At 70.4% G+C, this 22,920-nt stretch carries 22 protein-coding genes and 3 pseudogenes; 7 read left to right on the top strand and 18 right to left on the bottom strand.

The window, feature by feature from the left end; translation table 11 throughout:
• Position 1: 1 nt before the first annotated feature.
• From nuoK to Q2K21_RS02845, 11 genes are read right to left on the bottom strand one after another with little or no spacing between them, the layout of a single operon-like run.
• Positions 2 to 301: an NADH-quinone oxidoreductase subunit NuoK gene (gene nuoK, locus Q2K21_RS02895; protein ID WP_028420845.1), complete on the bottom strand. Its 300-nt coding sequence runs from the start codon at positions 299 to 301 to the stop codon at positions 2 to 4.
• Positions 298 to 1,140 (bottom strand): NADH-quinone oxidoreductase subunit J, encoded by an 843-nt coding sequence (locus tag Q2K21_RS02890; protein ID WP_310763818.1) that lies wholly within the window; start codon positions 1,138 to 1,140, stop codon positions 298 to 300. Before Q2K21_RS02890 ends, nuoK begins: the two co-directional genes overlap by 4 nt.
• The gene (gene nuoI / locus Q2K21_RS02885; protein WP_310763816.1) at positions 1,137 to 1,766 is read right to left on the bottom strand and encodes an NADH-quinone oxidoreductase subunit NuoI; all 630 of its coding nucleotides are present in this window, start codon (positions 1,764 to 1,766) and stop codon (positions 1,137 to 1,139) included. Before nuoI ends, Q2K21_RS02890 begins: the two co-directional genes overlap by 4 nt.
• The gene (gene nuoH, locus Q2K21_RS02880) at positions 1,759 to 3,123 is read right to left on the bottom strand and encodes an NADH-quinone oxidoreductase subunit NuoH (RefSeq protein ID WP_310763814.1); all 1,365 of its coding nucleotides are present in this window, start codon (positions 3,121 to 3,123) and stop codon (positions 1,759 to 1,761) included. Before nuoH ends, nuoI begins: the two co-directional genes overlap by 8 nt.
• Positions 3,120 to 5,624: an NADH-quinone oxidoreductase subunit G gene (locus tag Q2K21_RS02875; protein ID WP_310763811.1), complete on the bottom strand. Its 2,505-nt coding sequence runs from the start codon at positions 5,622 to 5,624 to the stop codon at positions 3,120 to 3,122. Before Q2K21_RS02875 ends, nuoH begins: the two co-directional genes overlap by 4 nt.
• Positions 5,621 to 6,973 carry an NADH-quinone oxidoreductase subunit NuoF gene (gene nuoF, locus Q2K21_RS02870; protein ID WP_310763809.1) on the bottom strand — a complete coding sequence of 451 codons (1,353 nt, stop codon included), beginning with the start codon at positions 6,971 to 6,973 and terminating at the stop codon, positions 5,621 to 5,623. Before nuoF ends, Q2K21_RS02875 begins: the two co-directional genes overlap by 4 nt.
• The gene (gene nuoE, locus Q2K21_RS02865; protein ID WP_310763807.1) at positions 6,970 to 7,857 is read right to left on the bottom strand and encodes an NADH-quinone oxidoreductase subunit NuoE; all 888 of its coding nucleotides are present in this window, start codon (positions 7,855 to 7,857) and stop codon (positions 6,970 to 6,972) included. Before nuoE ends, nuoF begins: the two co-directional genes overlap by 4 nt.
• On the bottom strand, positions 7,854 to 9,185 hold the full coding sequence (locus Q2K21_RS02860) for an NADH-quinone oxidoreductase subunit D (RefSeq protein WP_310763805.1): 1,332 nt from the start codon (positions 9,183 to 9,185) through the stop codon (positions 7,854 to 7,856). The genes nuoE and Q2K21_RS02860 overlap by 4 nt, the downstream gene beginning before the upstream one ends.
• A complete protein-coding gene (locus Q2K21_RS02855) occupies positions 9,182 to 9,982 on the bottom strand; it encodes an NADH-quinone oxidoreductase subunit C (protein WP_310763803.1) in 801 nt (266 codons plus the stop codon). The genes Q2K21_RS02860 and Q2K21_RS02855 overlap by 4 nt, the downstream gene beginning before the upstream one ends.
• Positions 9,979 to 10,533, bottom strand: a complete 555-nt coding sequence (locus tag Q2K21_RS02850; protein ID WP_023547484.1) for a NuoB/complex I 20 kDa subunit family protein — start codon at positions 10,531 to 10,533, stop codon at positions 9,979 to 9,981. The genes Q2K21_RS02855 and Q2K21_RS02850 overlap by 4 nt, the downstream gene beginning before the upstream one ends.
• 13 nt (positions 10,534 to 10,546) lie before the next feature.
• The gene (locus tag Q2K21_RS02845; RefSeq protein WP_053654533.1) at positions 10,547 to 10,906 is read right to left on the bottom strand and encodes an NADH-quinone oxidoreductase subunit A; all 360 of its coding nucleotides are present in this window, start codon (positions 10,904 to 10,906) and stop codon (positions 10,547 to 10,549) included.
• 848 nt (positions 10,907 to 11,754) lie between these two features.
• Between Q2K21_RS02845 and Q2K21_RS02840 the strand changes: the two genes are divergently transcribed.
• Together Q2K21_RS02840 and Q2K21_RS02835 are read left to right on the top strand one after the other, a co-directional pair.
• Entirely contained in the window at positions 11,755 to 12,555 is an 801-nt protein-coding gene (locus Q2K21_RS02840) for a C40 family peptidase (RefSeq protein WP_310763794.1), read from the top strand.
• A 115-nt stretch (positions 12,556 to 12,670) separates the two neighbouring features.
• A pseudogene (locus Q2K21_RS02835) lies at positions 12,671 to 12,913 on the top strand (peptide deformylase); the annotation flags it as partial.
• 3 nt (positions 12,914 to 12,916) lie between these two features.
• Here Q2K21_RS02835 and Q2K21_RS02830 read toward each other — a convergent pair.
• Entirely contained in the window at positions 12,917 to 14,209 is a 1,293-nt protein-coding gene (locus Q2K21_RS02830) for a geranylgeranyl reductase family protein (protein WP_310763792.1), read from the bottom strand.
• Positions 14,210 to 14,307: 98 nt separating this feature from the next.
• On the opposite strand from Q2K21_RS02830, the gene Q2K21_RS02825 reads away from it, so the two are divergent.
• Together Q2K21_RS02825 and Q2K21_RS02820 are read left to right on the top strand one after the other, a co-directional pair.
• On the top strand, positions 14,308 to 14,811 hold the full coding sequence (locus Q2K21_RS02825) for a GNAT family N-acetyltransferase (RefSeq protein WP_310763790.1): 504 nt from the start codon (positions 14,308 to 14,310) through the stop codon (positions 14,809 to 14,811).
• A gap of 93 nt (positions 14,812 to 14,904) precedes the next feature.
• Entirely contained in the window at positions 14,905 to 15,243 is a 339-nt protein-coding gene (locus Q2K21_RS02820; protein WP_310763788.1) for a PASTA domain-containing protein, read from the top strand.
• Positions 15,244 to 15,315: 72 nt separating this feature from the next.
• On the opposite strand, the gene Q2K21_RS02815 is transcribed toward Q2K21_RS02820, so the two are convergent.
• Together Q2K21_RS02815 and Q2K21_RS02810 are read right to left on the bottom strand one after the other, a co-directional pair.
• On the bottom strand, positions 15,316 to 16,011 hold the full coding sequence (locus Q2K21_RS02815; RefSeq protein WP_310763785.1) for a demethylmenaquinone methyltransferase: 696 nt from the start codon (positions 16,009 to 16,011) through the stop codon (positions 15,316 to 15,318).
• A 49-nt stretch (positions 16,012 to 16,060) separates the two neighbouring features.
• Positions 16,061 to 16,210 (bottom strand): annotated as a pseudogene (locus tag Q2K21_RS02810) (glycosyltransferase); the annotation flags it as partial.
• On the opposite strand from Q2K21_RS02810, the pseudogene Q2K21_RS02805 reads away from it, so the two are divergent.
• Positions 16,205 to 16,519, top strand: a pseudogene (locus tag Q2K21_RS02805) (hydrolase); the annotation flags it as partial. The pseudogenes Q2K21_RS02810 and Q2K21_RS02805 overlap by 6 nt on opposite strands.
• A 27-nt stretch (positions 16,520 to 16,546) precedes the next feature.
• Here the strand turns inward: Q2K21_RS02805 and Q2K21_RS02800 are convergent.
• The 3 genes from Q2K21_RS02800 to Q2K21_RS02790 all read right to left on the bottom strand — a co-directional run bounded on the left by Q2K21_RS02800 (position 16,547) and on the right by Q2K21_RS02790 (position 19,041).
• Positions 16,547 to 17,023, bottom strand: coding sequence for an imidazolonepropionase-like domain-containing protein (locus Q2K21_RS02800; RefSeq protein ID WP_310763783.1), 477 nt, complete (start codon positions 17,021 to 17,023; stop codon positions 16,547 to 16,549).
• Positions 17,024 to 17,030: 7 nt separating this feature from the next.
• Positions 17,031 to 18,245, bottom strand: a complete 1,215-nt coding sequence (gene mqnC, locus Q2K21_RS02795) for a cyclic dehypoxanthinyl futalosine synthase (RefSeq protein ID WP_310763781.1) — start codon at positions 18,243 to 18,245, stop codon at positions 17,031 to 17,033.
• Positions 18,246 to 18,315: 70 nt separating this feature from the next.
• Positions 18,316 to 19,041 carry a prepilin peptidase gene (locus Q2K21_RS02790; RefSeq protein ID WP_310763778.1) on the bottom strand — a complete coding sequence of 242 codons (726 nt, stop codon included), beginning with the start codon at positions 19,039 to 19,041 and terminating at the stop codon, positions 18,316 to 18,318.
• 160 nt (positions 19,042 to 19,201) lie between these two features.
• Here Q2K21_RS02790 and Q2K21_RS02785 point away from each other — a divergent pair, with 160 nt between their 5' ends.
• Both Q2K21_RS02785 and Q2K21_RS35695 read left to right on the top strand, forming a co-directional pair.
• Positions 19,202 to 19,915, top strand: coding sequence for a hypothetical protein (locus Q2K21_RS02785; protein ID WP_310763775.1), 714 nt, complete (start codon positions 19,202 to 19,204; stop codon positions 19,913 to 19,915).
• A complete protein-coding gene (locus Q2K21_RS35695; RefSeq protein WP_386276153.1) occupies positions 19,905 to 20,798 on the top strand; it encodes a hypothetical protein in 894 nt (297 codons plus the stop codon). Before Q2K21_RS02785 ends, Q2K21_RS35695 begins: the two co-directional genes overlap by 11 nt.
• Before the next feature lie 258 nt (positions 20,799 to 21,056).
• On the opposite strand, the gene Q2K21_RS02775 is transcribed toward Q2K21_RS35695, so the two are convergent.
• A complete protein-coding gene (locus tag Q2K21_RS02775) occupies positions 21,057 to 22,850 on the bottom strand; it encodes a serine/threonine-protein kinase (RefSeq protein WP_310763772.1) in 1,794 nt (597 codons plus the stop codon).
• Between the last annotated feature and the right edge of the window lie 70 nt (positions 22,851 to 22,920).

Raw genomic sequence — 22,920 nt, 5'->3', positions numbered from 1 at the left:
CTTACAGCTTCATCAGGCTGGCGTCGTCGACCGAGGCCGAATGGCGGGTACGGAACAGCGACACGATGATCGCGAGCCCGACCACGACCTCCGCGGCGGCGACGACCATCGTGAAGAAGGCGATGATCTGGCCGTCGAGATTGCCGTGCATCCGGGAGAACGCGACGAACGCGAGATTGCAGGCGTTGAGCATGAGCTCGATGCACATGAACACCACGATCGCGTTCCGCCGGATCAGCACGCCGGTCGCGCCGATCGTGAACAACAGAGCGGCGAGATAGAGGTAGTTGACCGGGTTCACTTCGACGCCTCCTCGGTCCTCTTGAGCGCCGACCGCTTGCCCTCGGTCCGCTCCAGGCGCTCGGCGGTGCGCTGCTCCAGGGCCTTCAGATCGCCGAGCGCCTCGTCGGACACGTCACGGATCTGACCGCGGTCGCGCAGCGTCTTGTTGACGCTCAGCTCGGACGGGGTGCCGTCCGGGAGGAGGCCCGCGATGTCCACCGCGTTGTGCCGGGCGTAGACGCCGGGCGCGGGCAGCGGCGGAAGGTGCTTGCCCTCCCGTACGCGCTGCTCGGACAGCTCGCGCTGGGTCTTGGCGCGCTCGGTGCGCTCGCGGTGGGTGAGCACCATGGCGCCGACCGCGGCCGTGATGAGCAGGGCGCCGGTGATTTCGAAGGCGAACACGTACTTGGTGAAGATGAGGGCGGCCAGGCCCTCCACATTGCCGTTCGCGTTCGCCTGGCCCAGGCCGTTGAACTCCTTCAGGGACGCGTTGCCGATGCCCGCGAGGAGCAGGATGCCGAAGCCGAGCCCGCACACAAGGGCCAGCCAGCGCTGGCCCTTGATGGTTTCCTTCAGGGAGTCCGCCGCGGTCACGCCGACCAGCATCACCACGAACAGGAACAGCATCATGATCGCGCCGGTGTAGACGACGATCTGCACGATCCCGAGGAAGTAGGCGCCGTTGGCGAGGTAGAACACCGCCAGCACGATCATGGTGCCGGCCAGGCAGAGGGCACTGTGCACGGCCTTCTTCATGAAGACGGTGCACAGGGCGCCGATCACCGCGACGGTGCCCAGGACCCAGAACTGGAAGGCCTCTCCGGTGGAGGTGGAGTAGGCGGCGAGTTGGGCGCTCATGCGTCCGCCCCCTGTTCTTCTGCCGCGCCCGAAGGGCCTGCCGATTGATGCTGCTCGCCCTTCGACACCGCGACCTGGCGTACGGTGCCGGGCGCGGCCTCCGTCACCAGGCCCCGGTAGTAGTCCTGCTCGTCCGTCCCCGGGTAGATGGCGTGGGGTGTGTCGACCATGCCCTCTTCGAGGCCGGCGAGCAGCTGTTCCTTGGTGTAGATGAGGTTGGCGCGGCTGGAGTCCGCCAGCTCGAACTGGTTCGTCATCGTGAGCGCCCGCGTGGGGCACGCCTCGATGCACAGACCGCACAGGATGCAGCGGGCGTAGTTGATCTGGTACACCCGCCCGTACCGCTCGCCCGGCGAGTAGCGCTCCTCTTCCGTGTTGTCCGCGCCCTCCACATAGATCGCGTCGGCGGGGCAGGCCCAGGCGCACAGCTCGCAGCCGACGCACTTCTCCAGGCCGTCCGGATGGCGGTTGAGCTGGTGCCGCCCGTGGAACCGCGGAGCCGTGGTCTTCTGCTGCTCCGGGTACTGCTCGGTGAGCCGCTTCTTGAACATGGCCTTGAAGGTCACGCCGAAGCCGGCCACAGGGTTCTGGAAACCGGGCTTGGTCTCCTTGGGCTCCTCAGCCATCGGACGCCTCCTTTCCATCCGAAGATCCGTCACTGACAGTGTCCGGCCCACCACTGACAATCAGCTCCCGCTCCCCGCGCGAACGGCGACGCGGCACCGGCGGCAGCGTCTGTCCGGGCAGTGGCGGTACGGGGAATCCGCCCGCCATCGGGTCGAAGGCGGCTGGCCCCTCGGCGGGCGGCGAGGCCTCCTTCGTCTTCTCGCGGAACGTGTCGATGACGAACGACACCAGCAGCAGCGCGAGGACGCCGCCGACGACGTACAGGGCGATATCGCTGAAACCGTAGTTTTCGTTTCGAAGCGCCCGTACGGTCGCGACGAGCATCAGCCAGACCACGGACACCGGGATGAGGACCTTCCAGCCGAGCTTCATCAGCTGGTCGTAGCGGACGCGCGGGAGCGTGCCGCGCAGCCAGATGAAGAAGAACAGCAGCAGCTGGACCTTGACGACGAACCAGAGCAACGGCCACCAGCCGTGGTTCGCGCCCTCCCAGAAGCCGCTGATCGGCCACGGTGCCCGCCAACCGCCGAGGAAGAGCGTGGTCGACACGGCCGAGACCGTCACCATGTTCACGTACTCGGCCAGCATGAACATCGCGAACTTGATCGACGAGTACTCGGTGTTGAAGCCGCCGACCAGGTCGCCCTCGGACTCTGGCATGTCGAAGGGGGCGCGGTTGGTCTCGCCGACCATCGTGACGATGTAGATGATGAAGGAGACCGGCAGCAGCAGGATGTACCAGCGGTCGTGCTGCTGCTCGACGATCCTCGACGTCGACATCGACCCCGAGTAGAGGAACACGGAGGCGAAGGCGGCGCCCATGGCGATCTCGTACGAGATCATCTGTGCACAGGACCGCAGGCCGCCCAGCAACGGGTACGTGGACCCGGAGCTCCAGCCCGCGAGGACGATGCCGTAGATGCCGACCGAGGCGACCGCGAGGATGTAGAGCGCCGCGATCGGCAGGTCGGTGAGCTGCATCGCGGTGCGGTGACCGAAGATCGAGATCTCGTTGCCGGCGGGCCCGAAGGGGATCACCGCGATCGCCATGAAGGCCGGGATGGCCGCGACGATCGGCGCGAGGACGTAGACCACCTTGTCCGCGCGCTTGACGATGACGTCTTCCTTGAGCATCAGCTTGATGCCGTCGGCGAGCGACTGGAGCATGCCCCAGGGGCCGTGCCGGTTGGGTCCGATGCGCAGCTGCATCCAGGCGACGACCTTGCGCTCCCAGACGATGGAGAACAGCACGGTCACCATCAGGAAGGCGAAGCAGAACACCGCCTTGATGACGACCAGCCACCAGGGATCGCGGCCGAACATCGAGAGGTCTTCAGCGGCAAGGTACGGGCTCATGCCTCCACCTCCTTGGGGGCTTCGGCGGTGAGGGTCGCCGGGCCGATGCGGACGAGGGTGCCGGGCAGCGCCCCGGTGTCGGAGGCGACGCCTCCACCCGTGGAGTTCAGCGGGAGCCAGACCACGCGGTCGGGCATCTCGGTGATCTCCAGCGGGAGTTCGACGGTCCCGGACGGGCCGCTCACGGCCAGGACGCCGCCGTTCTCGACGCCCGCTTCGGCGGCGGTGGCGGCCGACACGCGCGCGTGTGCGGCGTGCCGCGTGCCGACGAGCGCGTCGTCGCCCTCCTGGAGGCGGCCCTGGTCGAGCAGCAACCGGTGGCCGGCGAGCACGGCCTCCCCGGCGGCCGGGCGGGGCAACTGTGCGGCGATGGCCAGGGGGTCGGTGGCCCGCAGGCCGTCCCAGGCGCCGAGCCGGTCCAGTTCCGCGCGCGCGGTGCGCAGATCGGGCAGCCCAAGGTGCACGTCCATGGCGTCGGCGAGCATCTGGAGCACCCGCAGGTCGGTGGGCGCCAGGGAGCGGGTCATCTGGTCGGGCTTGAGCGCGGCCTCGAAGAGGCGGACCCGGCCCTCCCAGTTGAGGAAGGTGCCGGCCTTCTCGGCGACCGCCGCGACCGGCAGCACCACATCCGCGTGCTCGGTGATGTCGCTGGGACGCAGTTCGAGCGAGACCAGGAAGCGCACCGCGTCGAGGGCTTCACGCGCGCGTGCCGGATCGGGCAGGTCGGCGACCTCGACACCGGCAACCACCAGGGCCCGCAGTTCGCCGGTGGCCGCGGCCTCGACGATCCGGTCCGTGTCACGGCCGTAGTGGTGCGGAAGCTGGGCGACGCCCCAGACGGCGGCGACCTCGTCCCGCGCACGCGGGTCGGTGGCCGGACGTCCACCCGGCAGCAGCGACGGCAGCGCGCCCACCTCGATCGCGCCGCGCTCTCCGGCCCGGCGCGGGATCCACGCCAGCGAGGCGCCGGTCGCGGCCGCGGCCCGTACGGCGGCGGTGAGCCCGCCCGCCACACCGGCCAGGCGTTCACCGACGACGATCACCGCGCCCTCGGCGCGCAGCGCCTCGGCGGCCCGCACACCGTCCTCCTCCAGCCCGACCCCGCTCGCGAGGGCGTCCAGCCACTCGGTCTCGGTGCCGGGCGCGGTGGGCAGCAGCGTGCCGCCGGCCTTCGTCAGACCCCGGGTGGCGTGCGTGGCGAGCGAGAAGACCCGCTGTCCGTGTCCCCGCCAGGCCTTGCGCAGCCGCAGGAAGACGCCGGGTGCCTCCTCCTCGGCCTCGAACCCGACGAGCAGGACGGCAGGCGCCTTCTCCAAAGAGGTGTACGTGACGCCCGTGCCGTCGAGGTCACGGCCGTGTCCCGCGACCCGGGCGGCCAGGAAGTCGGCCTCCTCGGCGCTGTGCACACGCGCGCGGAAGTCGATGTCGTTCGTGTCGAGCGCCACGCGCGCGAACTTGCTGTACGCGTAGGCGTCCTCGACGGTGAGCCGGCCGCCGGTCAGCACACCCGCCCGGCCGCGCGCGGCGAGCAGGCCCTGGGCGGCGGCCTCAAGCGCCTCCGGCCAGGACACGGGCTCCAGCTCACCGGACTCGCCCCGCACCAGCGGCGTGTCGAGCCGGTCCTTGAGCTGCGCGTACCGGAAGGCGAACCGTCCCTTGTCGCAGATCCACTCCTCGTTGACCTCGGGGTCGTCGGCCGCGAGGCGCCGCATGACCTTGCCGCGCCGGTGGTCCGTGCGGGTCGCGCAGCCGCCGGAGCAGTGCTCGCACACGGACGGCGACGAGACGAGGTCGAAGGGGCGGGAGCGGAAGCGGTACGCCGCCGACGTGAGCGCGCCGACCGGGCAGATCTGGATGGTGTTCCCGGAGAAGTACGACTCGAAGGGGTCGCCCTCGCCGGTGCCGACCTGCTGGAGCGCGCCCCGTTCGAGCAGTTCGATCATCGGGTCGCCCGCGATCTGGTTGGAGAACCGGGTGCAGCGGGCGCACAGCACGCACCGCTCGCGGTCGAGCAGCACCTGGGTGGAGATCGGGACGGGCTTCTCGTACGTGCGCTTGCGGCCCTCGAAGCGGGACTCCGCGTTGCCGTGCGACATGGCCTGGTTCTGCAGCGGGCACTCGCCGCCCTTGTCGCAGACCGGGCAGTCCAGCGGGTGGTTGATGAGCAGGAGCTCCATCACACCCTTCTGGGCCTTCTCCGCGACCGGCGAGGTGAGGTGGGTCTTCACCACCATCCCGTCCGTACACGTGATCGTGCACGACGCCATGGGCTTGCGCTGGCCCTCGACCTCGACGATGCACTGGCGGCAGGCGCCGGCCGGGGCGAGGAGGGGGTGGTCGCAGAACCGGGGGATCTCGATGCCGAGCTGTTCGGCGGCCCGGATGACCAGGGTGCCCTTGGGCACGCTGATCTCGATGCCGTCGACCGTCAGCGTGACGAGGTCCTCCGGCGGGACCGCCGCCTCTCCCCCTCCCGTGGGAGCGCTGGTGGTCACAGTCATGCGGTCACCTCCGCGGGCTTGTCCGCCCAGGCCGTGGACTTGGCCGGGTCGAAGGGGCAGCCCCGGCCCGTGATGTGCTCCTCGTACTCCTCGCGGAAGTACTTGAGAGAGGAGAAGATCGGCGAGGCCGCGCCGTCGCCGAGGGCGCAGAAGGACTTGCCGTTGATGTTGTCGGCGATGTCGTTCAGCTTGTCGAGGTCGGACATGACGCCCTTGCCGGCCTCGATGTCCCGCAGCAACTGGACGAGCCAGTAGGTCCCTTCGCGGCACGGCGTGCACTTGCCGCAGGACTCGTGGGCGTAGAACTCGGTCCAGCGGGTGACGGCACGGACCACGCAGGTCGTCTCGTCGAAGCACTGCAGGGCCTTGGTGCCGAGCATGGAACCGGCGGCGCCCACGCCCTCGTAGTCCAGCGGGACGTCGAGGTGCTCGTCGGTGAACATCGGAGTCGAGGAGCCGCCCGGCGTCCAGAACTTGAGCCGGTGGCCGGGGCGCATGCCGCCGCTCATGTCGAGCAGCTGGCGGAGTGTGATCCCGAGCGGGGCCTCGTACTGGCCGGGGCTCGCGACATGGCCGCTGAGCGAGTAGAGCGTGAAGCCCGGGGACCTGTCACTGCCCATCGACCGGAACCATTCCTTGCCCCGGTTCAGAATCGCGGGAACCGACGCGATCGACTCGACGTTGTTCACGACAGTCGGGCACGCGTAGAGGCCCGCGACGGCAGGGAAGGGGGGACGAAGCCGCGGTTGACCACGGCGGCCTTCGAGCGAGTCGAGCAGTGCGGTCTCCTCACCGCAGATGTACGCGCCCGCGCCCGCGTGCACGGTGAGTTCGAGGTCGAGTCCGCTGCCCAGGATGTTCTCGCCGAGGTAGCCCGCCGCGTAGGCCTCGCGCACGGCCGAGTGCAACCGCCGCAGGATGGGGACGACTTCACCACGCAGATAGATGAAGGCATGCGACGACCTGATGGCATAACACGCGATGACAATGCCCTCGATGAGGCTGTGCGGGTTCGCGAAGAGGAGCGGAATGTCCTTGCACGTTCCGGGCTCCGATTCGTCGGCGTTGACAACTAGATAGTGAGGCTTGCCATCGCCCTGGGGAATGAACTGCCACTTCATTCCCGTCGGGAATCCCGCGCCGCCACGCCCCCGCAGTCCGGAGTCCTTGACGTAGGCGATCACCTCGTCCGGCGACATGGCGAGCGCCTTGCGGAGCCCCTCGTACCCCTCGTGCCTTCGGTAGACGTCCAGCGTCCAGGACTTCTCCTCGTCCCAGAAGGCCGACAGCACGGGTACCAGCAGCTTCTCGGGGCTGGTCTCGTTGATCTCGGGTGCCAAGGTCATCACTGCCCCTCCTCGTCGACGGGCCCGGCCGGGTGCGCAGGGTCGGAGGCCGATGTGTCCTGCGGCGCGTCGTGCGAGCTGAGGTGCTCGGCCGGTGACGGCTCGTGCACCGCCGCGTCCCCCGGCGCACCGTCCCGTGGCTCGTCGTGCGGCCCGCCGTCCCGCGGGTGCACCACACGCGCGGCGCCGGTCTCCCCCTTGGCCAGCCGGAGCCCCACCAGCGAGGCAGGGCCCGCGCTGCCGGTCGCCTCGACGGCCCCGTCCCGTTCGTCGGGGAAGCCGGCCAGCATCCGGGCGGTCTCCTTGAAGGTGCACAAGGGGGCGCCACGGGTCGGTTCGACCTGCCGTCCCGCTCGCAGGTCGTCCACGAGGCGCTTGGCGCTCTCGGGGGTCTGGTCGTCGAAGAACTCCCAGTTGACCATGACCACCGGCGCGTAGTCGCAGGCCGCGTTGCACTCGATGTGCTCCAGGGTGACCTTGCCGTCGTCGGTGGTCTCGCCGTTGCCGACGCCGAGGTGCTCCTGGAGGGCGGAGAAGATCGCGTCGCCGCCCATCACGGCGCACAGGGTGTTGGTGCAGACGCCCACCTGGTAGTCACCGGACGGCTTGCGCCGGTACATGGTGTAGAAGGTGGCGACCGCGGTGACCTCGGCCGTGGTCAGGTCCAGCATCTCCGCGCAGAACCGCATCCCGGTGCGCGTGACATGGCCCTCCTCCGACTGCACGAGGTGCAGCAACGGCAGGAGCGCGGACCGGGAGTCGGGGTAACGCGCGATGACCTCGCGCGCGTCCGCCTCCAGCCGGGCTCGGACGTCGTCCGGGTAGCCGGGTGCGGGCAGCTCGGGCATGCCCAGGCTGACGCCCCGCTCCGAAGAACTGGTGGTCACCGGTCGACGCCTCCCATCACGGGGTCGATGGACGCGACGGCGACGATCACGTCGGCGACCTGGCCGCCCTCGCACATCGCCGCCATGGCCTGCAGATTGGTGAAGGACGGGTCGCGGAAGTGGACCCGGTAGGGGCGGGTGCCGCCGTCGGACACGACGTGCACACCGAGTTCGCCCTTGGGTGACTCGACCGCCGCGTACGCCTGTCCCGGCGGGACGCGGAAGCCTTCGGTCACCAGCTTGAAGTGGTGGATCAGGGCCTCCATGGAGGTGCCCATGATCTTCTTGATGTGGTCGAGGGAGTTGCCGAGCCCGTCCGGTCCCAGGGCGAGCTGGGCGGGCCAGGCGATCTTCTTGTCCGCGACCATGACCGGGCCGGGCTGGAGCCGGTCCAGACACTGCTCGATGATCCTCAGCGACTGGCGCATCTCCTCCAGGCGGATGAGGAAGCGGCCGTAGGCGTCGCAGGTGTCGGCGGTCGGGACGTCGAAGTCGTACGTCTCGTAGCCGCAGTAGGGCTGTGTCTTGCGCAGGTCGTGCGGCAGGCCCGCCGAACGCAGGATCGGGCCGGTGGCGCCGAGAGCCATGCAGCCGGCCAGGTCGAGGTAGCCGATGTCCTGCATACGGGCCTTGAAGATGGGGTTCCCGGTGGCGAGCTTGTCGTACTCCGGGAGGTTCTTCTTCATCTTCTTCACGAACTCGCGGATCTGGTCCACCGCACCCGGCGGCAGGTCCTGGGCGAGTCCGCCGGGGCGGATGTAGGCGTGGTTCATCCGCAGGCCGGTGATCAGCTCGTAGATGTCGAGGATCAGTTCCCGGTCACGGAAGCCGTAGATCATGATCGTGGTGGCGCCGAGCTCCATGCCTCCGGTGGCGATGCACACCAGGTGGGAGGACATCCGGTTCAGCTCCATCAGGAGCACGCGCAGGATCGTGGCGCGGTCCGGGACCTGGTCCTCGATGCCGAGGAGCTTCTCGACGGCGAGGCAGTACGCCGTCTCGTTGAAGAACGGCGTGAGGTAGTCCATGCGCGTCACGAACGTGGTGCCCTGCGTCCACGTGCGGTATTCGAGGTTCTTCTCGATGCCGGTGTGGAGGTAGCCGATGCCGCAGCGGGCCTCGGTGACGGTCTCGCCCTCGATCTCCAGGATGAGCCGGAGCACCCCGTGCGTGGACGGGTGCTGGGGCCCCATGTTGACGATCAGGCGCTCGTCGTCGGCGCGGGCCGCGGACTGGACGACCTCGTCCCAGTCGCCACCGGTGACCGTGTAGACGGTGCCCTCGGTGGTCTCGCGCGCGGAGGCGGAGGACGGGGTGTGCGTGCTCATGAGTACGACCTCCGCTGGTCCGGAGCCGGGATCTGGGCGCCCTTGTACTCGACGGGGATGCCGCCGAGGGGGTAGTCCTTGCGCTGCGGGAAGCCCTGCCAGTCGTCGGGCATCATGATCCGCGTCAGTGCCGGGTGGCCGTCGAAGACCAGGCCGAAGAAGTCGTACGTCTCGCGCTCGTGCCAGTCGTTCGTGGGATAGACGGAGACGAGCGACGGGATGTGCGGGTCGGCGTCGGGAGCGCTGACCTCCAGGCGGATCAACCGGTTGTGGGTGATCGAGCGCAGGTGGTAGACGGCGTGCAGCTCGCGGCCCTTGTCGCCGGGGTAGTGCACTCCGCTCACGCCCGTGCACAGTTCGAAGCGGAGCGCCGGATCGTCGCGGAGGGTCTGGGCGACGGCGACGAGGTACTCGCGTTCGATGTGGAAGGTCAGCTCGCCGCGGTCGACGACGGTCTTGTCGATGGCGTTGTCGGGGACGAGTCCCTGTTCCTCCAGGGCTCCCTCCAGTTCGTCGGCGACCTCGTCGAACCAGCCGCCGTAGGGGCGGGTGGCCGCACCGGGGAGCCGGACGGAGCGGACCAGGCCGCCGTAGCCGGAGGTGTCGCCGCCGTTGTTGGCGCCGAACATGCCGCGCTGGACCCGGATCTCCTCGCCGTGGTCGCCGCGCATGCCGGGGAGGTTCGCGGCGCCGAGGTCCTTCTCGGGGTTGACGCCGCCCTCGCCGGAGCCGTTCGCCGGGGCACCGTTCACGCCGTTGCCCGGCGTGTTCGCGCCGTTGCTCTTCGCGTCGCTCATCGCAGCAGCCCCTTCATCTCGATCGTCGGGAGTGCCTTGAGCGCCGCTTCCTCCGCCTCGCGGGCCGCCTCCTCGGCGTTGACGCCGAGCTTGGAGGTCTGGATCTTGTGGTGGAGCTTGAGGATCGCGTCCATCAGCATCTCGGGCCGTGGCGGACAGCCGGGCAGATAGATGTCCACGGGGACGATGTGGTCGACGCCCTGGACGATCGCGTAGTTGTTGAACATGCCGCCCGAGGAGGCGCAGACCCCCATGGAGATCACCCACTTGGGGTTCGGCATCTGGTCGTAGACCTGCCTGAGAACCGGCGCCATCTTCTGACTGACCCGGCCCGCGACGATCATCAGATCCGCCTGGCGGGGCGATCCGCGGAAGACCTCCATGCCGAAGCGCGCCAGGTCGTAGCGGCCGGCGCCGGTGGTCATCATCTCGATGGCACAGCAGGCCAGGCCGAAGGTGGCGGGGAAGACCGACGCCTTGCGCACCCAGCCCGCGGCCTGTTCGACGGTGGTCAGCAGGAAACCGCTCGGCAGCTTTTCTTCGAGTCCCATGACTAAAGGCCCCTCAGTCCCATTCCAGGCCGCCGCGCCGCCATACGTACGCGTACGCGACGAAGACGGTGAGCACGAAGAGCAGCATCTCCACGAGCCCGAAAATCCCGAGGGCGTCGAAGGTGACGGCCCACGGGTAGAGGAAGACGATCTCGATGTCGAAGACGATGAAGAGCATCGCCGTCAGGTAGTACTTGATCGGGAAGCGCCCGCCGCCCGCCGGCGTGGGGGTCGGCTCGATACCGCACTCGTAGGCGTCGAGCTTGGCGCGGTTGTACCGCTTCGGACCGATCAGCGTGGCCATGACCACGGAGAAGATCGCAAAGCCTGCCCCGAGGGCTCCCAGTACGAGGATGGGCGCATACGCGTTCACCGCTCCTCGCTCCTCTCAGTCGGCACTGACTGCTGGCGGTTGCGCTGGGCTCAGCTGTCCCACCTGCCTCACCGGTCCCACGAGCCCCGCTCGCCCCAGCGAAGATCGCGTACATGTGAAGCAGGTCACAAGCCCAACTGCCCCGCATCTTATGCCCGCCGCCATGTGATCTGCGACACGGGGGTCAGCACGTACTTTGTGATCTCCACCACCTGGCGAAGGATCATGAAGTCGGAAGATCGGTGATCTTCTTACGCGAAGCAGTCAAGTGATCACCAAGAGGTGACATTTTCGCTCGTCACCGCTGGTCGGAGCGGCCTTGCACTATCAAACGCCGAGCGCCCAAGGCAAATTGGCACTGAGCCAGATCCCTTGATAAAGAGACGCGTTCACACATCAGGGGGAGCGACGGGGACGAAAGTGGACACGTGCACGCGTTCACGAGCGAAGGGGCATCCATTCACGAGCGGGTGCACGCGTTCACGAGCGAGGGTCGCGCGCAATCGGGAGCGGGGAGGGTGTGCGCTCGTGGGCCGGGAGAGCCGAGAGAGATGCGGCCCGCGCGCGAGACGCCGCCACGACGGTGACAGTTCTGTGACCTGCACCACACTCGCATGAGGGTCGAACAAACCGGGCTTGGCCATGCGCCCGAACCAGTGGTAAGCGCAGAGCAATTCGGGCGTAACGACGAAAGCCCATGATCACAGGCTTGATCACTGGTGTCCGCAATGCCCGTTACGGCGTCAATAAAGAGCGGCGCGCCCGGGATTCACGGGGCGGATTGAACAACTGTGGCGCAGGACACGTTTCTTGAAGGTATGGAGCAGCCCCTGGTACCGCTTGTACACATGTCCCACACCGCTCACATACGCAGCCACCGGAAGCCCCGGAACCGCAACGCGTCGACGATCGCGATGCGGGCCGGTGTCGCCGGTGGTGTCCTCAGCCTGGCCGCAGCCGGCGCCTCGGCTACGGCGAACGCCGCCGAGCCGGTGACGCAGACCCTCGAACTGCCCACCCTGACGGCCGATCTGGCCCAGCAGGTCGCGCAGTCCGCGGAGGCCACCCAGCAGGCTGCGGCCAACTACCAGCTGCAGGCCGAGCGTGACGCGGCCGCCGCAAAGGCCGCGAAGCAGGCCAAGGCGGACCTCGCCGAGGCCAAGAAGAAGGCGGCGGAGGCCAAGCGGAAGGCCGAGGCCGAGCGCAAGACCGCGGAGGCCGCCTCGCGCAGCACCGCGCGGGCCACCCTCACCGCCGCGTCGAGCAGCGCCTCGACGAGCACCTCCACGGCCACCGGTTCGGTCGCGGCCGTCATCAACTTCGTCAAGGCCCAGGTCGGCAAGGCCTACGTCTCCGGCGCCACCGGTCCGTCCGCCTACGACTGCTCCGGCCTGGTGCAGACCGCCTTCAAGCAGGTCAGTATCAACCTGCCGCGCGTCTCGCAGGACCAGTCGATGCAAGGCACCCAGGTCTCGCTGAGCAATCTGCAGCCGGGCGACATCCTCTACTGGGGCAGCAGGGGCAGCGCGTACCACGTGGCGGTATACGTGGGCGACGGCATGTTCGTCGGCGCGCAGAACCCCTCCACCGGCGTCGTCGAGCGGCCGCTGTCGTACGACCCGCCGACCGGCGCGGTCCGCGTGCTCTGAGCGCGGCCGTCCACCGTCGCAGTTCACAGCCGTAAGAAATGAAGGGCCGCAGCCTCTCGGGGGCAGCGGCCCTTCATGCTCATCCCACGTCGAAGGTGTTCGGCAGACCGAGCCGTTGCCCCGGCCGGACCGTGCCGTGGTTCGCGGCCAAGACCAGGACGGCGCGCCGCTCGTCCTGGAGGGCCGGGGGTACTTCGCCCGCTGCCTCCTCCATGAGACGGACCACGTCGACGGGCACGTATATCTGGACCGCCTGTCGAAGCGCGACCGCAAGGACGCGCTTCGACAGATGACGGACCGGCGCGAAGAGGTGTTCGCACGGCGCGCGGCCCAGGAGACGAAACCGAGCGCTCCGTAGGAGTTACGCCTTCGGGGCCACCTTCGACAGACCGTTGATCACCCGGTCCATCGCGTCGCCGCCCGTCGGGTCCGTCAGGTTGGCCAGGAGCTTCAGCGTGAACTTCATCAGCAGCGGGTGCGTCAGACCGCGCTGCGTCGCGATCTTCATCACCTTCGGGTTGCCGATCAGCTTCACGAAGGCGCGCCCCAGCGTGTAGTAGCCGCCGTAGGTGTCCTTGAGGATCTTCGGGTAGCTGTGCAGGGCCAGTTCGCGCTGGGCGGGGGTCGCCCGGGCCACGGCCTGGACGATGACGTCCGCCGCGATCTGACCCGACTCCATGGCGTACGCGATGCCCTCGCCGTTGAAGGGATTGACCAGACCGCCCGCGTCGCCGACGAGCAGCAGGCCCTTCGTGTAGTGCGGCTGGCGGTTGAAGGCCATGGGGAGGGCCGCGCCGCGGATCGGGCCCGTCATGTTCTCGGGGGTGTATCCCCAGTCCTCCGGCATCGAGGCGCACCAGGCCTTCAGCACCTCACGCCAGTCCAGCTCCTTGAAGGAGGCCGATGTGTTCAGGACGCCCAGGCCGACGTTCGACGTGCCGTCACCCATGCCGAAGATCCAGCCGTAGCCGGGCAGCAGCCGCTCCTGGCCGCCGCGGCGGTCCCACAGCTCCAGCCAGGACTCCAGGTAGTCGTCCTCGTGGCGCGGGGACGTGAAGTACGTACGGACCGCGACGCCCATCGGGCGGTCCTCACGGCGGTGCAGGCCCATCGCGAGCGACAGGCGGGTGGAGTTGCCGTCCGCGGCCACCACCAGCGGCGCGTGGAAGGTGACTTCGCGCTTCTCCTCACCGAGCTTCGCGTGCACCCCGGTGATGCGGCCGGTGCGGTCGTCGATGATCGGCGCGCCCACGTTGCAGCGCTCGTACAGGCGGGCGCCCGCCTTCTGCGCCTGCCGCGCCAGCTGCTCGTCGAAGTCGTCGCGCTTGCGGACGAGGCCGTAGTCGGGGAACGAGGCGAGATCCGGCCAGTCCAGCTGGAGGCGGGAGCCACCGCCGATGATGCGCAGGCCCTTGTTGCGCAGCCAGCCGGCCTCCTCGGAGATGTCGATGCCCATCGCCACGAGCTGCTTGACGGCGCGCGGCGTGAGCCCGTCGCCGCAGACCTTCTCCCTGGGGAACGCGGTCTTCTCCAGCAGGAGGACATCGAGCCCGGCCCTGGCCAGGTGGTACGCGGTGGTGGAGCCTGCCGGCCCCGCGCCCACGACGATCACATCTGCGGTGTTCTCGGAGAGGGGCTCGGTCACGACGGTCACGGCGGGATCTCCCCAAGTTCAAAATCAGTGTGCCGATCGGCACTGGACATGGGCAGTCTATTCAGCAGAATTGATCACCCGGCTGAAGGGCTGCCCCCGTGAACCGAGCTCTCCCCGTAGTACGGCTGCGCGTCCCCACCGACGAGGACGCCGTCGCCTGGCACCGGGTCTTCGATCACCCGGATGTGATGGAGTTCCAAGGCCGCGCGTCCGCCGAGCTGTCCGTCTACGAGGAACTCACCGCCCGCCAGCGGCGGCACGACGCCGAGCACGGTTTCTGCCTGTGGACCATGCTCGACGAGTCCGGCCGGGTCATCGGCTTCACGGGCGCCCAACCGTGGCCGCAGGACTGGGGACCCAAGGGCGAGATCGAGATCGGCTGGCGGCTCGGGCGCGAGCACTGGGGGAAGGGATACGTCACCGCGGCCGCGCAGACGACCCTGGAGCGGGTGCGCGCGGCGGGAGTCGGAAGTGTGGTCGCCATGGTCGACGCCCGCAACACCCGGTCGATCGCGGTCACCCAGCGGCTCGGCATGCGCCTGGCCGAGGTCTTCACCACTCCCTCGAAGCGGGAGGGGCACTGCTACCGGCTCGATCTGTGACCGTCGGTAGTCGACTGCTACAGAAAGACACGTGATGCTTCCGGGTGGCACCCCTGGCCGGTTACCCTGCCAGTACCGCTGGGGGTGACATCTGTGCCTATAACACCCAAAACACCCGAAGTGCGCGTGCCTCGGCTGGTCGGACTCATGGCCATGGACGCACGCGAGGCCGCGGAAAATCAGGGCGTGCGACTCGCCGCGCCCGACCGGCCGGACTTCCACCGCACCGTCGTCGACTACGTCGTACGCCAATATCCCCTGCCCGGCGCCGAGGTGCCGCGCGGTGCCGTGATCACCGTGTGGTTCGACCTCAGTGAGGGTGAGGGCGGCGGAGGCGCCGGGATCCGCGAGCCGCGGCTGCCCATCCCGCCACCGGGCGGGCTGCGCCGCGAACTCGACGAACCGGGAGACGCGTTCGAGGTGCTCAGGTGAGCCCCCGGCGACGGTGACGTCGCGGTCGGGAGGCCCCTGGGAGTCTGAGGCCCCCGGGGAGTCTCGGAGTCGTCAGGCCGTCTTGAACCCGCGGTGCAGCGCCACGACGCCGCCCGTGAGGTTCCGCCACGCCACCTTCGACCAGCCCGCCTTGCGCAGTCGCTCGGCGAGGGCCGGCTGGTCGGGCCAGGCGCGGATGGACTCGGCGAGGTAGACGTACGCCTCGGGGTTGGACGACACCGCGCGGGCCACCGGCGGCAGCGCGCGCATCAGGTACTCGGTGTAGACCGTCCGGAAGGGCGCCCACGTCGGGTGCGAGAACTCGCAGATCACGACGCGCCCGCCCGGCTTCGTCACCCGGTACAGCTCGCGCAGCGCGGCGTCCGTGTCCTGCACGTTCCGCAGCCCGAACGAGATCGTCACCGCGTCGAAGGTGTCGTCCTTGAAGGGCAGCTTCGTCGCGTCGCCCGCCGTGAACGGCATCCAGGGTTGCCGCTTCTTGCCGACCTGGAGCATCCCGAGCGAGAAGTCGCAGGGGACGACGTACGCGCCCGCGCGGGTGAAGGGCAGGGACGAGGTCCCCGTGCCCGCCGCCAGGTCCAGGACCTTCTGCGCGGGGCGAGCGTCGACCGCCTTGGCGACCTCCTTGCGCCACACCCGGTCCTGGCCGAGCGACAGCAGGTCATTCGTCAGGTCGTACCGTTCCGCCACGTCGTCGAACATCGAGGCGACTTCGTGCGGCTGCTTGTCCAGGGATGCGCGGGTCACGGTCCCATTGTGGCAGCAGGGGGTCCGGCGTCATGGCAGCAGCCTCGGCTTCTTCTCGGATGACCCGGACGTTCGGGACGCCCATCGCCTCGACGATGTCCGCCGTGCCGTCGGTCGAGCCGTCGTCGACGACGATGATCTCGATGGGATGGGTGGACCGGGCGAGGGAGTTGATCGTGTTCTCGATGCACTCCTTCTCGCGTTGCGTTCGAAGGCGATCGCCCTGCTGCAGAAGGAACGCGCCGATCTCCAGGTGTCCTTCACCCTGCCGGTCATGCCGTCCGGTCTCGACTCCGACAGCCGGGCCCTGCTGGAATCCGCGAACAAATACGACATCCAGGTCTCCACCGTCAACATCATGACGATGAACTACGGCGAGTCGTACGCCGGAGACATGGGCACCTACGCGATCACGTCCGCCAAGGCGGCCCACGACCAGCTGGCGGACATCTTCGGCCTGTCCTCGCAGGGCGCCTGGCAGGGCCTCGCGCTGACGTCGATGATCGGCGAGCTCCACGCCCCTCAGGGGCGCGGTCTACCGCCGCCTGTGCACCAGCCGCCCCGCGCAGACCGTCGCAACACAGGTGCCGCCGCCCGTCTCGTCGTACTCGAAGACCGCGAGGTCGGCGCGACCGATACCGAGGAAGGCCGCCGGCCGGCGGACGGCCGTACCGCGCGGCACCACGATGACGTCGTTCCGTGCGGCCGCGGCACGGAGTTCGGGGGTGTCGGCGTACTCCTCCAGGACAGCCGTCGCGCCCAGTTTCAGCACCGCGTGAATGCGCTCACGCGGTGTCGGCGCGTCCGGAAGCGGACCCTGGTGGAGCAGGGCGGGACCGAGGACACCGGGCCAGCGCCGCACGCGCGCATCCGGAAACTCCTCCCGGAGCTCGGCCAGCGGCCCCGAGCCCACGACCCGGTCGGCCGCCACGGCGACGGCGCCGTCCTTCACCGGTTCCTGGTCCTCGTCCCACCCGTAGCGCAGCTCGTCGGCCGCGTGGATCGTCAGCATCGACCGCTCAGTTGGACGCGAGCAGCTTCAGCTCGGGGTGGGCCGTGCCGCCCTCGATCGCCGTGGACGAGATGTGGGACACGACCCGCTCGTCGACGGGGTCGTTCGCCGGGTCGTCGTGGACGACGAGGTGCTCGTACGTCGTGGACCGCTGGGCCGGGACCCGTCCCGCCTTCCGGATCAGGTCGATGATCTCCAGGCGGTTGGAGCGGTGCTTGGCACCGGCCGAGGAGACGACGTTCTCCTCCAGCATGATCGAGCCGAGGTCGTCCGCGCCGTAGTGCAGGGACAGCTGGCCGACCTCCTTGCCGGTGGTCAGCCACGAGCCCTGGATGTGCTGGACGTTGTCGAGGAAGAGGCGGGCGATCGCGATCATCCGCAGGTACTCGAAGAGGGTCGCCTGGGTGCGGCCCTTCAGATGGTTGTTCTCGGGCTGGTAGGTGTACGGGATGAAGGCCCGGAAGCCGCCCGTGCGGTCCTGCACGTCTCGGATCATCCGCAGGTGCTCGATGCGCTCGGCGTTGGTCTCGCCGGTGCCCATGAGCATGGTGGACGTCGACTCGACGCCCAGGTTGTGCGCGGCCTCCATGATCTCCAGCCAGCGCTCGCCGCTCTCCTTCAGCGGCGCGATCGCCTTGCGCGGCCGCGCGGGCAGCAGCTCGGCACCGGCGCCGGCGAAGGAGTCGAGCCCCGCCTCGTGGATGCGCGTGATGGCCTCTTCCACCGTGACACCCGAGATCCGCGCCATGTGCTCGACCTCGGACGCCCCCAGGCTGTGGATGACCAGCTGCGGGAAGGCCTCCTTGATGGCGCGGAAGTGCTTCTCGTAGTACTCCACGCCGTAGTCCGGGTGGTGGCCGCCCTGGAACATGATCTGGGTGCCGCCCAGTTCGACGGTCTCCGCGCACCGGCGCAGGATGTCGTCGAGGTCGCGCGTCCAGCCCTTGGCGGTGTCCTTCGGGGCCGCGTAGAACGCGCAGAACTTGCACGCCGTCACGCACACGTTCGTGTAGTTGATGTTGCGCTCGATGATGTACGTCGCGATGTGCTCGACACCGGCGTACTTGCGGCGGCGCACGGCGTCGGCGGCGGCGCCCAGCGCGTGCAGCGGGGCGTCGCGGTAGAGGACGAGCGCTTCTTCGGGGGTGATCCGCCCACCGGCGGCGGCACGGTCGAGGACGGCTGTGACATCAATGGACGTGAGGTCGGCCTTCTCGGTCACCGGTGGTCCCTTTCGTAAGGGTTGTGGATGGACCGATCCAGCCTACGCCAGGGGTTTCGCCCCACCCGCGTCAGGCCGCGAACGCGCCGATCAGGAGCCCGACAAAGGCGCCCGCGATGAGGAACGGACCGAAGGGGATGGAGGTCCGCCGCCCGGCGCGCCGCAGCGCGACCAGCCCGAGTCCGTACAGCCCGCCGAAGAGGAACCCGGCGAACGTCCCGAGCACCACGGTCCCCCAGCCATACCAGCCGAGCACCGCCCCGAGCGCCAGGGCGAGCTTGACGTCGCCGAAGCCCATGCCGTTCGGGTTGACGAGGAAGAGAACGAAGTAGGCGCAGCCGAGCACGAGCGCGCCGAGCAGCGCGGTGAGCCAGTCCCCCGCGTGCTCGGGCAGGGCCGCGGCGGCGGCGAGCAGGACCAGGGCGAGGGCGGCGAGCGGCAGAGTGAGCACGTCCGGCAGCCGCTGCACACGGAAGTCCACGATCGTCAGCAGGACGCCGACGGGCGCGAGCAGCAGCCAGACGGCCAACTCCGGGCGGGTGCCGGTGGCGACTGCCAGCCCCACGCAGACCAGGGCGGTGACCGCGCACACGAGCACGGCCCGGGGACCGTACGCCCGCCCGTCCGCGCACCGTGCCCACCCGACCCACCCGCCGATCGGGTGCCCGTCCGGACACCGGTCCCGCCATGGCTGTTCGGGCTCGACCGACAGCCGGTACGCGGCCCGGGGCACCAGCGCGCCGACGACCGCGCCCCACACCGCGGCGGCCACGGCCGACCAGAGGTCCAGATCCACGCGGACAGACTATGCGGCCGGGTGCCGTTCAACAGCGGTTCGTGATCCGGTAGTTGCGATCCGGTAGTTGCCCCGGCCTCGGAGAACCTGTCCGACGCCACCCCCGCACGCCCGCGTCGGAAACGGCCCTGCCGGTCGGGCGAGCAGTAAAGTGCGGCGCGTGAAAGACGCCCTTCCCCCGCTCTTCTCCGGGGACTTCCGGCCGGGGCTGCTGGTCGGCGGGATCGGCGTGGTGCTGCTCCTCGGACTGCTCGCGGGAGCGCTCGGGGCCGTCGGCGTGACGCGGCGGCGCACCCCGTCGCTCTCCCCCTTCGAGGCGCCGGCCGATCCACCGGTGTCGTATCTGCGGCGCGCGGCCGAGAGGGAACTCGACCTGCTGGCCCAGGAGTTCATGGATCACGAGGACACGTTCACGGATCACGAGTACACGTTCACGGATCACGAGGACAGCGGCGGGCCGGCCGGCCCGCCGTCCGGCCTCCAGCCCCACATCCGCGCCTGGGACTGCTTCGACGCGGCGCTGCTGCTCGTCGACGGCGACCGCGACGCGCTCTCCCGCCCCGGCACCGAGCCCGCCGACCTGGTCGCCGTCGCCGTCCTCGCCCGCGCGGGCCGCGCCGCACTCGCCGGTGACGTGTACGACCGGTGCTGCGGCGCGAACCCCCTGCACGGCCCCGCCCGCGGGCCGGACGGCCCGGACCCGCGTCCCGTCTGCCAGACCTGCCGCGCCGTCGCCGCCCCCGCGTTGACCCTGCCGACCGGGGAAGGCCGGGACCGGGCGCCGTACGACGAGGCCACGGGCCCGCTGCCCGCCGTACGCGACGGCATCGCCCAACTCATCCTGACCGTCCGGGAGTACGCGAGTGTCCAGTGATCGCCGCCGCCGGGCCGCAGCCCTCGTCCTGGGGGTCGGCACCGTCCTGCTCTCCCTGGCGCCGACCGCCACGGCGGCGCCCTCGGGCGGGAGGGCCGGGGACGCCGTGACCGCGGTCGGCTTCCCTGACGAAAGGAATCAAAGGGAGGAAAGGGCGGACGCGGGCGTGGCAGCCGGGAAGTCCCCCTCCGGCGGCGCGGGTGGGTGGCTGTCGTCGGCCGTCGCCGTGGCGGGCCTGGCCGTGCCGGCCCTCGGCGCGCTGTTCCTCGTACGCGGCCGCCGTGCGACCGGCCCGGTGTCCGGGTTCACCCATCCGCGAGCGGTGTTCGCGGCGGCGCGGGCCGCGGACGAGGACGGTCTGCGGCGGCGGGCGGAGGCGGAGGTGGTGGCGCTGGGCGAGGCCGCGCAGGCGGCGGACGCGGACGCGACACCCGGGCTGCGGCGGGCACTCGACGCCTACGCGGCCGCGGGCACGGTTCTCGACGCGGCCCGCGGCCTGCCCGATCTGGCGGGCGCGCTCGCGCTGGCGGCGGAGGGGCGCGACGCCCTGACGGACTCCCCGGCCGCCCTCCCCCTCTGCTTCTTCAACCCGCTCCACGGCCGCGCCGACCGCCGCACCCGCTGGCGCCCCCTGGGCCGCCGCGACCACCTGGACGTGGCGACCTGCCCCCGGTGCACGACCGCGCTCGGCACCCGCCGCGCCCCCGAGGTGCTCACCGACACGACGGCGGACGGCCGCCCCGTCCCCTACTTCGAGCTCCCGAGGGACCGAAGCGTCTGGGCGGCGACCGGCTACGGTTCCCTGCTCGGCGGTGAGGGGGACACGCTGACGGCCCGGGTGGAGCGAGGGGACTTCAGCAGGAGCCTGAGCGCACCCGGCTGACCCGGGGAAGGGAAGGGCGGAGTCGGCGAGCGCGAGTGACCGGTGCTCCGCCTGCCCGGCGGTGACACTCCTCGGGGCCGCCGCGCCGGTCGCCGGGGCATCGGGCGCCCCCGGCGCGGGCGAGCGTCCCCCGGCGCGGAGCAGCGTCCTCCGACACGGGGCGAGCGTCCCCCGACACGGAGCGAACGTCCCCCGACACGGAGCGGACGTCCCCCGCTTCGCGCCACCCAATCTCCAGCCCGAGGGGCGGGGAGGGCGTCAACCGACCTTCGCCATCCGCGACGTCGGGTTGCCCGCGTCCGGGTTGTCCGTCTCGTACTTGAGGTCGGCGCCGACGGGGATCAGCCGGACCTCGTGCCTCCCGGTCGTACACGTCGACGGGTTGGACTTCTTGGCCACGCTCGTGGCGACGAGCCGCTCGGCCGAGGCACGCTTCAGGATCAGGACGTCGTCGCAGATGCCGCCGAGCTGGTCGATGGACCGGAAGGTGCCGATCTGCTCGCCGACCCCCGCCTGCCGGACGGTGACGCGGAACGTGCCCGCCGGCAGCGTGCCGCTGAGCGCGAGGGCGTCGCCCTCCCAGGTGCCGAGGTAGGCGGCGGGGACGCCGCCGGACTTCTCGGTGCCCTGATCGGCCGATCCGTCCCCGGGCGCCGAACCGTCCGCGGGCGCCGGGGAGTAGGCACTCCCGGCTGCGGTGTCCTTGCCCGAACCGCCCTTGTCGAACAGGTCGAACACGAACGCTGAGCCGACCGTCACCGCGGCCAGCGCCCCCGCGACGGCCAGTGCGACGGTGCAGCTCACGCGCCGGCCACGGCCGTCCGCGCCCGGCACGGAGGTCGCGGCGAGACTCACGGAGAGCTTGCCCGGCCCGCCGTCGGCGGCGGGTACGGCGTCCTGCGGCCGCGCCGTGGGCACCCGAGCGGGAGGCGTCGCCACGGCGTCCATGTCGGGCGGCGGGCCGAAGACCCCGCCGGGAGGCGGGTCGAACCGCCCGGAAGCCGACGCCGCTTCAGGCGCCCCCTCGGCCGACGGCACGTCGCCCGAAGCCGCTCGCCCCCCGTCCCCGGGCGGCGCCGCCGGCCGCTCCCCCACCGAGGCGCTGCTGAATCCCACCGGCCCCGACGGCGCCGCGTCCCCCGCGCCCGCCCCCGTCCCCGCCTCCAGGTTCAGCAGGTGTACGGCGCTCCGGCTGACCTGTTCCACCAACGGGCCCGGCAGCCAGCCGCCCGTCACCAGGCGGGCCGCGCCCTGCGGGGCCAGCCGCCGGGCCACCTCCGCCGGAGCGGGCCGCGCGGCCGGGTCCTTGGCGAGGCACGCGGCCACCAGCTCCCGCACCTGGCCCTCCAGCGAGCCGAGTTCCGGTTCCTCGTGGACGACTTTGTACAACAGCGCCGCGGACGAGTCGCCGGGAAAGGGGGAGCGTCCGGTCGCCGCGTACGCCAGTACGGCGCCGAGCGAGAAGACGTCCGCCGCGCCCGTGACGCCGTTGCCGAGGATCTGCTCGGGGGACATATAGCCGGGCGAGCCGACGGAGACGCCGGTGGAGGTCAGCGACGCCGTGCCGTCGGTGGCGCGCGCGATGCCGAAGTCGATGAGGAGCGGGCCGTCGAGGGTCAGCAGGACGTTCGACGGCTTGACGTCCCGGTGGACCAGGCCCAGGCCGTGCACCGCCGTGAGCGCCTCCGCGAGGCCCGCGCCCAGGGCCCGTACGGAATGCGGCGGGAGCGGGCCGCCGTCCGTCACCGCCGCGGCCAGGGAGGGACCCGCCGCGTACCCGGTCGCGACCCACGGCACCGAGGCCTCCGGGTCCGCGTCCAGGACCGGCGCGGTCCAGGCGCCGCCGACCCGCCGCGCGGCCTCCACCTCGCGGCGGAAGCGGGCACGGAACTCCTCGTCCAGCGCGAAGTGCGGGTGCACGACCTTGACCGCGACCGTGCGGCCGCCCGCGCTGCGCCCCAGATAGACGCGACCCATCCCGCCGGAGCCCAGCCGGCCGAGCAGCCGGTAGGGCCCCACGACGGTGGATTCACCCGCCTCGAGCGGCTGCATGACGTCCACCCCTCCCCCGTAAGACTTCCCAGCAGGGTAGTGCCCGGCGCCTCCCGGGCCCCGGGCCCCG

Source organism: Streptomyces sp. CGMCC 4.7035 (assembly GCF_031583065.1).
GTDB classification, from domain to species: domain Bacteria; phylum Actinomycetota; class Actinomycetes; order Streptomycetales; family Streptomycetaceae; genus Streptomyces; species Streptomyces yaanensis.
The sequence above is the reverse complement of the archived record's forward strand: the minus strand, read 5'-3'. Positions and strand labels throughout refer to the sequence as shown.

Bases quoted from the DNA above. Each gene is read 5' to 3' on its own strand.
- Q2K21_RS02890 (WP_310763818.1), bottom strand. From the start codon at position 1,140: ATGAGCGCCCAACTCGCCGCCTACTCCACCTCCACCGGAGAGGCCTTC.
- nuoI (WP_310763816.1), bottom strand. From the start codon at position 1,766: ATGGCTGAGGAGCCCAAGGAGACCAAGCCCGGTTTCCAGAACCCTGTG.
- nuoH (WP_310763814.1), bottom strand. From the start codon at position 3,123: ATGAGCCCGTACCTTGCCGCTGAAGACCTCTCGATGTTCGGCCGCGAT.
- Q2K21_RS02875 (WP_310763811.1), bottom strand. From the start codon at position 5,624: ATGACTGTGACCACCAGCGCTCCCACGGGAGGGGGAGAGGCGGCGGTC.
- Q2K21_RS02860 (WP_310763805.1), bottom strand. From the start codon at position 9,185: ATGAGCACGCACACCCCGTCCTCCGCCTCCGCGCGCGAGACCACCGAG.
- Q2K21_RS02855 (WP_310763803.1), bottom strand. From the start codon at position 9,982: ATGAGCGACGCGAAGAGCAACGGCGCGAACACGCCGGGCAACGGCGTG.
- Q2K21_RS02850 (WP_023547484.1), bottom strand. From the start codon at position 10,533: ATGGGACTCGAAGAAAAGCTGCCGAGCGGTTTCCTGCTGACCACCGTC.
- Q2K21_RS02840 (WP_310763794.1), top strand. From the start codon at position 11,755: ATGTCCCACACCGCTCACATACGCAGCCACCGGAAGCCCCGGAACCGC.
- Q2K21_RS02800 (WP_310763783.1), bottom strand. From the start codon at position 17,023: ATGCTGACGATCCACGCGGCCGACGAGCTGCGCTACGGGTGGGACGAG.
- Q2K21_RS02775 (WP_310763772.1), bottom strand. From the start codon at position 22,850: ATGCAGCCGCTCGAGGCGGGTGAATCCACCGTCGTGGGGCCCTACCGG.